The 13,202-nt window shown below is 34.8% G+C and carries 9 protein-coding genes; 4 read left to right on the top strand and 5 right to left on the bottom strand.

The features are described from left to right. Nucleotides 1–658 precede the first annotated feature (658 nt). Nucleotides 659–2,560 carry a T9SS type A sorting domain-containing protein gene (locus CW751_RS03030; protein ID WP_101333507.1) on the bottom strand — a complete coding sequence of 634 codons (1,902 nt, stop codon included), beginning with the start codon at nucleotides 2,558–2,560 and terminating at the stop codon, nucleotides 659–661. Between the two features lie 139 nt (nucleotides 2,561–2,699). On the opposite strand from CW751_RS03030, the gene CW751_RS03025 reads away from it, so the two are divergent. From CW751_RS03025 to metG, 3 genes are all read left to right on the top strand, one after another. After that, entirely contained in the window at nucleotides 2,700–3,287 is a 588-nt protein-coding gene (locus CW751_RS03025; RefSeq protein WP_101333506.1) for a hypothetical protein, read from the top strand. Beyond that, complete coding sequence (locus CW751_RS03020; RefSeq protein ID WP_101333505.1) at nucleotides 3,248–5,509, top strand: alpha/beta hydrolase family protein; 2,262 nt, start codon at nucleotides 3,248–3,250, stop codon at nucleotides 5,507–5,509. Before CW751_RS03025 ends, CW751_RS03020 begins: the two co-directional genes overlap by 40 nt. Nucleotides 5,510–5,625: 116 nt before the next feature. Next, nucleotides 5,626–7,731, top strand: coding sequence for a methionine--tRNA ligase (gene metG, locus CW751_RS03015; protein WP_262484516.1), 2,106 nt, complete (start codon nucleotides 5,626–5,628; stop codon nucleotides 7,729–7,731). Nucleotides 7,732–7,968: 237 nt separating this feature from the next. Here metG and CW751_RS03010 read toward each other — a convergent pair whose 3' ends face one another. Genes CW751_RS03010 through CW751_RS02995 form a run of 4 tightly spaced genes read right to left on the bottom strand, consistent with a single transcriptional unit; the run spans nucleotide 7,969 to nucleotide 11,801 of the window. After that, nucleotides 7,969–8,877: a Ppx/GppA phosphatase family protein gene (locus CW751_RS03010; RefSeq protein WP_101333503.1), complete on the bottom strand. Its 909-nt coding sequence runs from the start codon at nucleotides 8,875–8,877 to the stop codon at nucleotides 7,969–7,971. 3 nt (nucleotides 8,878–8,880) lie between these two features. Continuing rightward, nucleotides 8,881–10,191 (bottom strand): ABC transporter permease, encoded by a 1,311-nt coding sequence (locus CW751_RS03005; RefSeq protein ID WP_101333502.1) that lies wholly within the window; start codon nucleotides 10,189–10,191, stop codon nucleotides 8,881–8,883. Further along, nucleotides 10,184–11,113 carry an ABC transporter ATP-binding protein gene (locus CW751_RS03000; RefSeq protein WP_101333501.1) on the bottom strand — a complete coding sequence of 310 codons (930 nt, stop codon included), beginning with the start codon at nucleotides 11,111–11,113 and terminating at the stop codon, nucleotides 10,184–10,186. The genes CW751_RS03005 and CW751_RS03000 overlap by 8 nt, the downstream gene beginning before the upstream one ends. Before the next feature lie 49 nt (nucleotides 11,114–11,162). Next, on the bottom strand, nucleotides 11,163–11,801 hold the full coding sequence (locus CW751_RS02995) for a Crp/Fnr family transcriptional regulator (protein WP_101333500.1): 639 nt from the start codon (nucleotides 11,799–11,801) through the stop codon (nucleotides 11,163–11,165). Nucleotides 11,802–11,915: 114 nt separating this feature from the next. Here CW751_RS02995 and fbp point away from each other — a divergent pair, with 114 nt between their 5' ends. After that, on the top strand, nucleotides 11,916–12,938 hold the full coding sequence (gene fbp, locus CW751_RS02990; protein WP_101333499.1) for a class 1 fructose-bisphosphatase: 1,023 nt from the start codon (nucleotides 11,916–11,918) through the stop codon (nucleotides 12,936–12,938). Nucleotides 12,939–13,202 lie beyond the last annotated feature (264 nt).

Below are 13,202 nucleotides of genomic sequence, written 5' to 3'. Positions count from 1 at the left end.
GACTTTCACCACCTAGTTAATTACCATGCACGGCACACAAAACAAACAAGAGAGAAAGCGGGCGCCTCCTCTCTTGTTTTAACACTACTACTTATGAAACCTAACAACATACAAACGCAGCAATTCTTAATTTGTTTCTTTTTAAATCATAAAATAGGTTAAAAAAAGAAAGAATCATATCGGGCCTTTAGTAATTCTATGGAATGAGTTTAAATATTAGTCAATTTGTTTATATCGTGAAAGGTTAGTTTAATAAGTAATCTGTTGACAATGTTCTTGAAAGAGAATACTACAGCAGGCCCTTCTACTTCTTAACCAACTAGATCAACAGTGGTTTTGATTAATACTGATTTTTGAATTTATGAAATGGAGTACATCCATAAAGTTTTAATATGCGAAGCATTGGAATGACTAGGCTAGGTTTGTAAAACTTTTCTACTAATACTAGCAAATATTTCAGTGCATAGATAAATAGTGAATGCACAGCTTATTAATTAATATCGTTAGAATGCATTATTGATTCCTACCTACTTGTAATACTGATCCGTTACAACTTTTTCCATTCAATTTAAAAACGAAAAGTCGTCAAGTAGAAAATAACATTAAATAAAAAAGGGGAATCTTTCGACTCCCCCTTCTTTAATATATAGTGTATTGATTATTTATTCACAACCAATTTTTGAGTAACACGACTGTCACCAGCAACGATATTTAAGTAATAAACACCGTTAGCGAAAGTAGAACCGTCAATTGTTAATTCATGCTCTCCAGCCATAACGTTACCTTCATTAACATTCGCTACAACGTTACCAGCAACATCAACAACTGTATAAGAAACTTCAGCAGCTTCTTTCAAGTTAAATGCAACTTTTGTTTCATTAGCAAATGGGTTAGGGTAACTCTGTGCAATGTTAATGTTAGACATTTCATTGCTTTCAATTCCAACTGTAGGATCAAAGTTTAAGCGAATAACTGGAACTCTATATAAATTACCAATATAAGAGTAATCTGCTCCATCAAAAAACGTAATTTGAGCTGGTCTAGTGGTTGTACCAGCAGCAGCTAATTCAATTAAATTGTTTCCAAACGCATCAACATAAGCTCTATAAGTATTACCTGAGTTTAAAGTTACAGGACTTTCCAATGGAATAGTTATAACTTGTCCAATATCAGAACTTTGAATTGTATACAAATCAGAAGCAGCAACATAACTATACCCCCCTTGGCCATCATTAAGTTCTACACCTACACTGATTTCTTCTCCTTCACCGGCAGCAATTCTTACGTCAATACCTGTAAGCTGTTTGTCTCCGAACATGTCATATCCAATACCCACAGAATTATAAATTACGGACCCTGTAGTTAATTCGATTTCAAGAGAATAGTCACTTGCTGTTTCACCAAAGTTTAATTGATCGGCAGCATACGTGAAATCATTTACATCAAACTTAATTTCATAAGGAATTGAGTTATTCCCAGGATTATCATCAGTTTCTGTCATACCCAAACCTAAGGTATAAGTATTTACACCCATTGTGTTATCTGGAGTATAAGTAATCTCTAATGAATCTAGTTGACCAGCTGGCAATGAAGCAAGGTTTGCTGACGTTGCAATAGTATCAGTTCCTTCAATTAAATAAAGCTCAACATTTGTTAAATCTTGTTTACCTCTATTTTCAAATAATGATTTAACTGTTAAAACAGAAACTTGGTCATCTGGAACTTGTGAATATTGATACCCAGTAAACTCGTGATCTGATGAAACATAACGTAAATCAAAATCAGATTTCTCAGCTATTTTAATATCATCTATAACCCAACCGTATGTAACCCACACATTTGCATTAGTTGCTTGAGTAGGAAGGTCTGTTGTCCATCCAAAACGTAAATATAAATCATCTTGACCTGCAATCTCTGATGAGATATCTACTTCTACAATTTCTGGATTAGGATATGCAGATCCTCCTGTAGCTGTTAATGCCTCTTTGTCACTATTATTGTATACCTCTGTCCAAGTGGTACCATCTGTACTAACTTCCAGGTATTGCTTGTCATTGAATAAAGCTCCAAACTGCTCAAAAGTTAAAATTAAATCTCTTGAAGTTGTTAATGATGCTATGTCAATAGGACCACTCGTCATTGTATAAACTTTATCTAGCTTTTGAGTACCAGGGGTTGCGCTTGCATCACCATTATTCAACTGGGCATAATTATTTCCTGAACTAGATGTAAATGCATCACCTACTCCAAACCAACCATTGTCTGTTGTTCCAATTGTCCAACCAAATTCATCAGCTGTTTCTCCATCATTATCAATTGTCCATTGCCCATTTGATTGAGTATAGTTTGTATCAGCTGGATTAACTGTTGTATTTACTGTCATAATAGAATCAAAGTTTTCATGGTAAAGCGTTGCTCCCAATGCTTTTTCATAACCTTGATTTGAATTTGATGCCTTCAACGGCTGTGTATTGAGTTTCGCAACTCCAGTCTCAGCAATTTGTCCTGAAGCAAATAAACCTGCTCCAAGAAAAGCCGCCATAACGTAAATCTTTTTCATAATATATTTTTTTGTTTGCGAACAAATGTAAAAATAAAATGTCAATTTTCCAATGTTCTGTTTCTAATTATAAAACGTAAGAAAATGATATTTGGTTGGAAAATAATTATCTTTCAGCTTTTAAAAAAATCAGATTAACATGCTAAAAATTTTAATATTAATTTTATCAAGCCTAATACTAACCTTTAAAAGCCAGCTGTTTGCGCAAAAAGAAATTATTAACCACACCGTTTACAATGATTGGAAATCTCTAAAGAACGTCAAAATATCTCCACAAGGAAACTTCACAACCTACCTTACACAACCACATCGAGGAGACGGAGTTTTAATGTTATTTAACAATGAGTCGCACAAAAAACATCTTTTTGAAAGGGGTAAAGATGCATATTTTAGTCAAAAGGAAGACGTTTTTGTATTTACCATCACCCCAGGATTTGATACTTTGAGAAGTTTAGAACTCAATAAAGTTGAAAAGAAAAAATGGGTGAAAGACACTTTAGGTATATTTTGGACAGCAAAAGATAGCTTGATAAAAGAACCTCATCTACTCAATTTCAAAATTGCAAAGAATGGAAACCATCTTTTATATTTGGTTGATCGACCTGATGAAAAACCTACTCAAAAAAATGGAGACTTTTCAAGAAAAAAAAGAAAAAAGACAAGATTGAAAGCAAAGGAAACACCTTGGTGGTACAAAATTTCATTTCAGGTGACACAATTGAATTAAAAAATGTCACTAAATACGGCATTAACCAATTGGGAACACACCTATATTATGTAACGCATCAAAAAATTAACGATGCGGATACCTATAAAATGAACATGTTTAATCTTACAAAAGACATTAATTTTCAATTTGAGACCTCATTTACAGCCATAGAAAATGTAAAATTCAGTAAAAAAGGAAAGCAATTGGCTTTTATTTCTTCTACAGACACTATAAAAGAGACAAGAAAGTTCAAGCTATACCTGTGGAGCATAAACAAAGCCACACCACAGGAATTAGTTTCTGAAAAAATTGAATCGCAAGAGCAAAAATTAACACTTTCACCTAAAGCAAAATTGGAATTTTCTTTAGATGAAACAAAACTATTCTTTGGATTGCGTGAAATGCCCGTTGAAGAAGAAGAGGATACGCTTTTGAAAAGTGAAAAAGCAAAACTAGATATTTGGCATTATCAAAACAAACGCCTTCAACCGCAACAATTAAAAGAACTCAAAAAAGACCAAAACGCCTCTTTTTTGAGTGTTTTCCACTTAGCGGAAAATAAACTAACCCAATTAGAAAATGACACGCTTAAGGTAAGATTAATTGACCAAGGAAATGCAGACTTTGCCCTTGCCTCTTCAAATGAAAGTTATGCTCATAGGTATAATTGGACTTATCCTTGGCCCAGTGATTATTACCGTGTTGATATAAGTTCAGGAAACAAGCAACTGATCAAGTCAAAAGTTAATTATAGTGAAGGACTTTCTCCTGATGGGGCTTATTTTATTTATTTCCTCAGTGATGAAAACGCTTATTACGCTGTGGATATTGAAAATCAAAATACATTTTGTATAACTTGCGATGCCGAAGAAAGTATAAACTGGAAGCAAGATATCAACGGAATGCCTTTTAAGGCACATTCCTTCGGTTCACCTGGATATATTACCCCTTCAACAATCGTTTTATATGCAGAACATCACATTTATCAATACGATCTAATAAATAAAAAGCTTTCCTTATTGAGTAATTCAACAAATGAGATCAATCAACAAGAATTTGTTTTTCGCATCAAACGCCTGGAAAAGGACAGTACATATATAGATTTGAATAATTCATTGGTGACCGGAGTTAATCAAGAAACAATGGATGAAAGTATATTCAAATTTATAAATAAAAAGGAGCAACCTACTTTACGAGCAGTTTATTCAAGTAACCATAAAATATTAGGAATTCAAAAGGCTAAAAACGATGCACATCTAATTTTCCGACAAATGAATGTTAAAGATTATCCTGATGTTTATCTCACAAACACTTCTTTTGAGCAACCTAAAAAAATATCTAACGCTAATCCACAACAGGAGAATTATATTTGGCCTACAGTGGAACAAGTAACGTGGACTGCTTATGATAGTACAAAATTAAAAGGGTTACTATACAAGCCTGAGAATTTTGACACAACGAAATCATATCCATTGATGGTATATTTTTATGAATTGTATAGTGATAAAAAACACTATCACTATATACCGAAGCCGACTGCTTCAATTATTTACGCAACAGAGTACACTTCGGCGGGTTATGTTGTTTTTATTCCAGATATCCGATACACTCCAGGAGAACCAGCACAAAGTGCATATAATAGCATAATGAGTGGAACAGATAAAGTCTTGGAACTATATCCTAACATTGACAGCACACGAATGGGGCTGCAAGGTCAATCATGGGGTGGATATCAAACCGCTCAATTAATAACCATGACCGATCGATATGCGGCAGCAATGGCTGGTGCACCTGTGAGCAATATGTTTTCAGCTTACGGTGGTATTCGCTGGGGAAGTGGTCTCAATAGAGCTTTTCAATACGAACGAACACAAAGCAGAATTGGCAAAACTATTTGGGAAGCTCCTGAACTTTACGTAAAAAACTCACCATTGTTTGGAGTGCCTCATATAGAAACACCTCTGTTAATAATGCATAATGACAATGATGGTGCGGTACCATGGTATCAAGGTATTGAGATGTTCACCGCTATGAAAAGACTAAATAAACCCGTATGGATGCTTAATTACAACGGAGATAAACATAATTTAATGCAAAATGCAAACCGCATGGATTTAAGTATTCGTATGAGACAATTCTTTGATCATTTTTTACAAGGAAAACCTGCTCCAGAGTGGTTAATCAAAGGAGTTCCTGCAATCGAAAAAGGAAAAAACTATGGGTTGGGTAATTATGAATGATGAATTATGAATGATGAATGATGAATATTAACCAAAACGGTCAACCCTATTTAGGGTAGTACACTTTTTTTCAATTCATAATTAAACATTCATAATTCATAATTGATTTTTTATCTTTGCAAATAGAAACAAAGAACTCAATGGAGAATAAGAAATATACAGTTACCGCGGCACTTCCTTATGCAAATGGACCGTTACACCTTGGACACGTAGCAGGCGTTTATTTACCTGCGGATATATTCGTACGTTTCTTAAAGCATAAAAAGCACGATGTAGCCTTTATTTGCGGAAGTGACGAACATGGTGCTGCAATTACTTTACGTGCTAAAAAAGAAGGGGTGTCACCACAAAAAATTGTAGATAAATATCATGGAATACTATCCAATGCTTTTAAAAATTTCGATATTCAATTTGATATTTTTGATCGAACTACAACACAAACACATAAAGAGACAGCTCAAGACTTTTTTAAACAACTTGAAAAAAATGGAGCTTTCACGCAAAAAACAACCCAACAATATTACGACGAAGACAATGAACAGTTTTTAGCAGACCGATACATCAGTGGAGAATGTCCAAAATGCGGACATGCAGAAGCGTATGGAGATCAGTGCGAAAAATGCGGAAGCGCATTGAGTCCAACAGATTTAATTAATCCTGTTTCAACTTTAAGTGGTAAAACACCCGTATTGAGAGAAACTTCTCATTGGTTTTTGCCGATGGAGCGTCATGAGGATTGGCTGAGGGAGTGGATTAAAAACGGAGAACTAAACGGTGTAAAACAACACGATCCTAAAAAATGGAGAAATCAGGTGATTGGACAATGCCTTTCTTGGATTGATGGTGGACTACAACCACGCGCAATGACAAGAGATTTAGATTGGGGAATTCCTGTCCCTGTTGAAGGAGCTGACGGGAAGGTACTTTATGTTTGGTTAGATGCTCCAATTGGATATATTTCGGCGACAAAAGATTGGGCTAAATCGGTAAATAAAAATTGGAAAGACTACTGGACAGGAGATCGGAAATTAGTTCATTTTATAGGAAAGGACAACATTGTTTTCCATGCCATTATTTTCCCAATTTTATTGAAAGAACACGGTGAGTTTATCTTACCTGATAACGTTCCCGCTTCAGAATTTTTAAATTTAGAGGGAAGTAAATTTTCTACATCTAGAAACTGGGCGGTTTGGTTACATGAGTACCTTGAAAGACATCCTGAAAAAGTGGATGAATTAAAATATACATTGACATCTATTTCACCAGAAGGTAGAGACAGTGAATTTACCTGGGTGGATTTTCAATCTCGTGTGAATAATGAGTTGGCAGACGTATTGGGGAATTTTGTGAATCGTGCTTTAGTATTGAATAATAAATATTACAATGGAGCAGTTCCTGCATTAGGGGAATTAAAAGCTGAGGATCAAAAGGTCATTGATGCAATAAAAGAAATTCCATCTAAAGTTGAAGAACTACTTTACAATTATAAAATTAGAGAAGCGCAAAGCGAGGTGATGGGATTAGCCCGAATAGGTAACCGTTACTTAGCTGAAACAGAACCTTGGAAGGTTGTTAAAACGGATCCAAAGCGTGTAGAAACGATTTTACACGTTGCCTTGCAGATTACAGCGAACCTAGCTATTCTCTTCGATCCTTTCATTCCTGCAACCGCCACCAAGTTAAGAAACTTCCTAAATATGAATGAGTTTGATTGGTCTCAAGCTGGATCAATAACGTTACTTCCAACAGGAACACAAACAAATAAACCCTCTATTCTATTTCAAAAAATAGATGATGCGTTTGTGGACAAAGAAAAAGAAATCTTAATGGCTTCAAAAGCTGAAAATGATGTTGCAACTGAAGAAGATATAGAAGCGGTAATTGCTCCACAAAAAGAAAATGTTGTTTTCGAAGACTTTCTGAAAATGGACATCCGCGTTGGGAAAATTCTTTCGGCTAAAAAGATAAAAAAAGCAGATAAGCTATTAGAATTGTTAGTAGATACTGGTCTTGATCAAAGAACAATCGTTTCTGGAATTGCAAAGCAATTTGAAATTGATGAGCTTATTGGGAAAAAAGTTTCGGTTTTGATGAATTTACCTCCACGAAAACTACGCGGAGTAACATCTAATGGAATGATTCTAATGGCTGAAGATGCCAAAGGAAACTTAAACTTTATTGCTCCAGGTAAGGATATGGAAATAGGCGCTGAGGTAAGGTGATTTTAAACCGTGCCTTCGACTGACTCAGCCACCGGGTCCTCTCTTCGTTGACTTAGCCAGTCGAAGACAATTTCAGTAAATAGAAAATCTAATTGATGTTGAAAGCTCATGTGTAAAGCAAAGTGGATTTTTTTCATTAAAAATGGTGAATCGGAGCAGCTATCCATTATGGAGGTAGATTCAGAGGGAGGACAATAAAAACTATAGATTAACTTATGAAGTTAAAAGGCCGATTATTTATCTCTTAAAAGCCGTAGCAATGACTCCTTCCTTAATTCCAGCAGGAGAGAAACAACATGCACTTGCCCCAATTTGATCGAGTATCCATTTGGTTTTGTAAGCGGCAACATTAATCATGTCTTTCCGGTAATCCGCAATCCAATAATCATTATTTCGTTCTTCACGTGTTGAAAAGATTAAGTAATCGAGCATTTTATTGAGTTCATCAAGGGGAAGTAGATGTGTTTTATAATTGTCATAGGCAGAAGTCTTGTTCAACAGCAAAAAATAGGTTTCAAAACTACCAGCCGCACCGATAAGCTCATCAACTTTAAGTGTTTTAAAATAATCCTTGGTTTGAACTTCTAAAAACAACTTTATTCTTTTAATATCATTAGAACATAAAGGATCAGACAATTCGAAAAGCTGAATAATTCGAGAAATTCCAATGTTAAAGCTTTTCTGATCTACAATTTTATGACATTTGGTAACGGTAAATTCCGTACTTCCACCTCCAATATCCATTATACAGGAAGAATCTTCAGAAAAATCATGAATAGCTCTTACACCTTCATAAACTAAATTTGCTTCTTGTACTCCATTGATAAGTTGAATATCTAATTGATGGTAAGTTTTCATGTGTTTTAATAAAACCTGTCCATTTTTAGCATCTCGCAATGCTGAAGTTCCAAAAGCACGAATCATATTAGGATACACTTCGTATGCGCGGCAACTATCGATAAAGTGGTCTAATGCAAAAATCGCACGTTCCATGGCCTCATCTGCGATGTAATTGGAATTTATTCCACCTTTACCAAGATCTACAAAAGATTTATCTGTTAACAACACTTTAAAACCTGAACCGTGTATCTCGAATACAATTAATCCAAAGGTATTTGTGCCCAAATCAATTACAGCTCCACGCATCTGCTATTTTTTAGTCCATTTGATTAGCATTTTCAATTTGAGTCGATGGTTGAACCTGAGAATCCCATTTTTATAAATACGTCCAGCCAATCCCATCATTCCAATCGCCGAGACAAAAAGAATCAACAAGGCTAAGAATAATTGCCATGCGCTACCATCTTCAAATCCATTTGAAAGTTCAATCATCATAACCATCGGTGAAGTAAACGGGATAAAGCTAAGCCAGTCACTCAAAACTGTACCTGGATAATAAACATGGTAATATCCAGACAATACTGCCATAAATAACAGCATAGTGATGGGTATTACAAATTGTTGACCATCAGATTCTGACCCCATGGATGCGCCAATCATTGAAAAGAAAGAACCATAAAACAAATATGCACCTATAAAAAACAAAGTGAAGAAAATTAACATGTTTGTATAATGTATTTGGCTGTAAATGAGTTCTACGAACGGACTCTGATTTGAAAGCTCACTAATCAAACTTTCTTGCTCTACTGCGTCTGCAACAAAACCGGCACTAAACATATCGGGGAACAATGTTAATCTAAAAACATACAATCCAAAACCAATGATAGCTGTCCAAACCGCAAATTGAATCAAGGCAGAAAACCCAATTCCTAACATTTTCCCTGTTAGTAATTGTCGCGCTTTAACACTTGACAAGAGCACCTCTACAATACGATTCGATTTTTCTCTGGCCATACTCCTGAGCACAGTCATACCAAACATAAAAACGAAAAGAATAATGAGTAAACCAAAACCGAATCCAACCCAACTCGCAGTAGTTGACTTTTCATCTCTTGGGTCATTAGCATCTTTTAAATTAAACTTTAAAGATTGCTTAATATCACGAAATCTGTCTACTGATAAGTCAGTGAATTGATCTACCAAAATCTCTTCAAGTCGTCTTTCAACAAAATAAATTAAGTGTCGTTGTATATTTTCTGGCGGACGTTCTTTATAGGAAACAATGACATGTTTATTACTTAATATTTTCTCATTGATTTGAACAGCCAAATCATAATCTTTATATTTTTCATTTTGTGCAAAATCATCATATTCAACGAATGCATTAATAAAGTCAAACGTTAAGTTTTTGGGTTTACTTGGTGTCAATTTACCGTCAAAAATTTCTTTTTTATCCATAATCAAAACCTTCCAGTTCTTCTTACTCGAGGTAGTTGTGGACAAAAACAAATAAACCAATCCTAAAATCAATAAAGGCCCAATTATCATCAGCCATTTAAAAGAACGTGTACTAAAACGTTCTAGAACCTCTCTTCTCGCTATCAGGATTATTTTATTCATGAGGGATTTCTTTTTCTGCGTTAATTGTTTTAACAAATACTTTCTCCATGCTAGGCATAACAGTTTCTACTCCGGTTATTTTAACTTCATTAATTACAGCATTCAACAAGTCATTAATTTCGTTTCCTTGTCGCATTTTTAAATAAACACTAAAATCATCATCACCATGAATTTCTTTATCTATAATTTCATAACCTGCCCACAAGGCATTCGCAAAAGCAATCATATTTCCGGTAAATGAAATTTTATAAATGCCTTCTTTATGATTTTCACGAATTTCATGAACATTACCTTCAAGTAATTTATGTCCTTCATTAATTAAAATTGCTCGGTCACAGATTTCTTCTACGCTATTCATGTTGTGCGTAGAAATTATAATTGCATGACCTTTTTTCTTGAATTCAAGTAATTCTTGCCGAATCAACTCAATATTAATTGGATCAAAACCACTAAAAGGTTCATCAAGAATCAAAACCTTAGGTTCATGCAGTACTGCACAAATAAATTGAACTTTCTGAGCCATACCTTTGGAAAGTTCTTCTATTCGGAGTTTTCTCCACGCTTGAATTCCAAATTTTTCTAACCAATAATTGAGCTGAGATTTTGTATCCGTTTTACTCATGCCGCGTAATCGACCAATATAAGAAATTTGATGTTCAACAGACATAGACTGATACAGTCCGCGTTCTTCAGGTAAATACCCAATTTCTAGCAAATGCTTTTCCTGCATCAGATTTCCCTCAAAAGTAATATGACCTTTATCAGCAACGACAATTTGATTAATGATTCGCATTAAAGTGGTTTTTCCTGCACCATTAGGGCCAAGCAAACCTAAAATCTCTCCTTCATTTAAGGAGAAAGACACGTCATGTAAAATAGTTTGTCTTTGATAATACTTCGAAATATTTTCTACTGTAATCATATTTAATAACGAATTGTCAATTACAATTTCTGCTCGTTTAACAGGTTATTTATTTTAACTCAAATGCATTCAGCAATTTAATTTGATTTCTGTATAGCAACAGCAAATCATCATTTTCAAGTTTTTTAAGAAGACGTGAAATAACCACCCTAGAAGTAGCTAAATCTCTAGCTATTTCTTCGTGAGATAAATTCAATAATTTAGACCCAGTGTGTTTGGCTTTTTGCTCTAGATAATACCTTAAACGTTCATCTAGTTTTTGAAAAGCAATTTGATCTATCGTATTCAGCATTTCGTTAAATCTGTCACGTATTGTTCCCATCACAAAGCTCTTCCAAGTTGAATACTTCACCAACCATTCATCCATAACAGTAATGGGAACACTAAGCATTTCGACATCATCTTCTGCTACTGCTTTTATTTCACTCGGAAATTGTTCCATGCAACAAGTAAAAGTCATTGCACAACTTTCTTGTGAATTTACATAATACAGCAATATTTCTCTTCCTTCATCATCCATACGCGAAACTTTCACTGTACCAGACGCTATGATAGGCATGCTTCTAACAATCTGACCATAATCAAGGATAACGTCACCTGCTTTTACTGAAACTTCTTTGGCAACATTTTTAAACTCTTCCAAAAGTGGTGCCTCAAAAGTATATTTAAATTTATCAAGAATTTCCATATTCCAAAAATAATCGAAAATTATACATTTCAATCATTAATTGATTAGGGTTTTTTAAATTCATCGTGGAGAAGTCAATTCAATTAACGATATTTGCAAAATAAAGAAAACATTATGTCGAAAATCATCACTTTACACGATTTTATTTTAGATCGTCAAAAAGATTTTGCTTACGCCACCGGAGAGCTTTCTAGTCTATTAACGGATATTTCAGTCGCTTCAAAGATTGTAAATAGAGACGTAAACCGTGCTGGATTGGTAGATATATTAGGTGCCAAAGGGGAAACAAATGTACAAGGTGAGGAACAACAAAAACTAGATGTAATTGCCGATGACGCTTTCATTCGAGCTTTTAAGACAGGTGAAGAAGTTTGTGGAATTGCCTCTGAAGAAAATGACGACTTTGTTGTTTTCGATGATGAAATATCAAAGCAAGGAAGGTATGTTGTTCTTTTCGATCCTCTAGATGGTTCTTCAAATATCGATGTGAATGTTTCTATAGGAACTATTTTCTCTATTTATAGAAGAGTTTCGGAGCCTGGAACAATGGCCACAAAAGAAGATTTCTTACAAAAGGGAACAGAACAAGTTGCTGCTGGCTATGTTTTATTTGGCTCTTCAACTATGTTGGTTTACACTACTGGAAACGGTGTAAATGGATTTACGCTTGACCCATCAATAGGTGAGTTTTGCTTGTCACATCCCAACATTCAATCTCCAGAAACAGGACGTATTTACTCAATAAATGAAGGAAATCTAGACCGATGTGATCCAGGCCTAAAAGATTATGTTCAATATTGCCGAGCAGAAGATCCATCAACTGGTCGTCCGTATTCCGGTCGATATATCGGATCTCTCGTTGCAGATTTTCATCGAAACTTACTCAAAGGTGGTGTTTATGTATACCCAACCACTAATAATTGGCCAGAAGGTCGATTAAGGTTATTATATGAATGTAATCCTTTAGCCTTTATAGCTGAACAAGCTGGAGGTTTAGCTACAGATGGGCATCAAAGAATCATGGAGATTGACCCACAGGAACTACACCAAAGATGTGGGTATTATGTAGGTTCAAAAGATATGGTGAAAAAGGCAATGAGTTCGTTGAAACACTCGGAGGCCCTTATTCATATTTAACGACGTGTAATGTGTTGTTAACTTTTGAAAAACAAAGCTTTTGATTAGAGTCAGATTTTGGAAGTGGTGTGAAACATCTAGAGTTTAAATGCATTTGCAGCGATACTGAACATTTTAATTTATGGCTTTAGCGTAGTTCCGAATGTTTATTGAATCGTTTCTGTAATTATTTCTTCTATCAAAAAAAGGAAGAAGGGATTCAGTCGAAGGCTTGAGAACTCCTCAGTTGTTAAAATCTAATATTTTATCAACTATCGGAGTGAA

Source organism: Brumimicrobium salinarum (assembly GCF_002844555.1).
In the GTDB taxonomy this organism is placed as follows: domain Bacteria; phylum Bacteroidota; class Bacteroidia; order Flavobacteriales_D; family Crocinitomicaceae; genus Brumimicrobium; species Brumimicrobium salinarum.
This window is presented reverse-complemented; position numbering and strand designations above follow the sequence as displayed.

What these genes read in the sequence shown, in the direction of transcription:
- CW751_RS03000 (WP_101333501.1), bottom strand. Translation starts at nt 11,113, where the DNA reads ATGATTACAGTAGAAAATATTTCGAAGTATTATCAAAGACAAACTATT.
- CW751_RS03010 (WP_101333503.1), bottom strand. Translation starts at nt 8,877, where the DNA reads ATGCGTGGAGCTGTAATTGATTTGGGCACAAATACCTTTGGATTAATT.
- CW751_RS03005 (WP_101333502.1), bottom strand. Translation starts at nt 10,191, where the DNA reads ATGAATAAAATAATCCTGATAGCGAGAAGAGAGGTTCTAGAACGTTTT.
- CW751_RS02995 (WP_101333500.1), bottom strand. Translation starts at nt 11,801, where the DNA reads ATGGAAATTCTTGATAAATTTAAATATACTTTTGAGGCACCACTTTTG.
- CW751_RS03030 (WP_101333507.1), bottom strand. Translation starts at nt 2,560, where the DNA reads ATGAAAAAGATTTACGTTATGGCGGCTTTTCTTGGAGCAGGTTTATTT.
- CW751_RS03025 (WP_101333506.1), top strand. Translation starts at nt 2,700, where the DNA reads ATGCTAAAAATTTTAATATTAATTTTATCAAGCCTAATACTAACCTTT.
- fbp (WP_101333499.1), top strand. Translation starts at nt 11,916, where the DNA reads ATGTCGAAAATCATCACTTTACACGATTTTATTTTAGATCGTCAAAAA.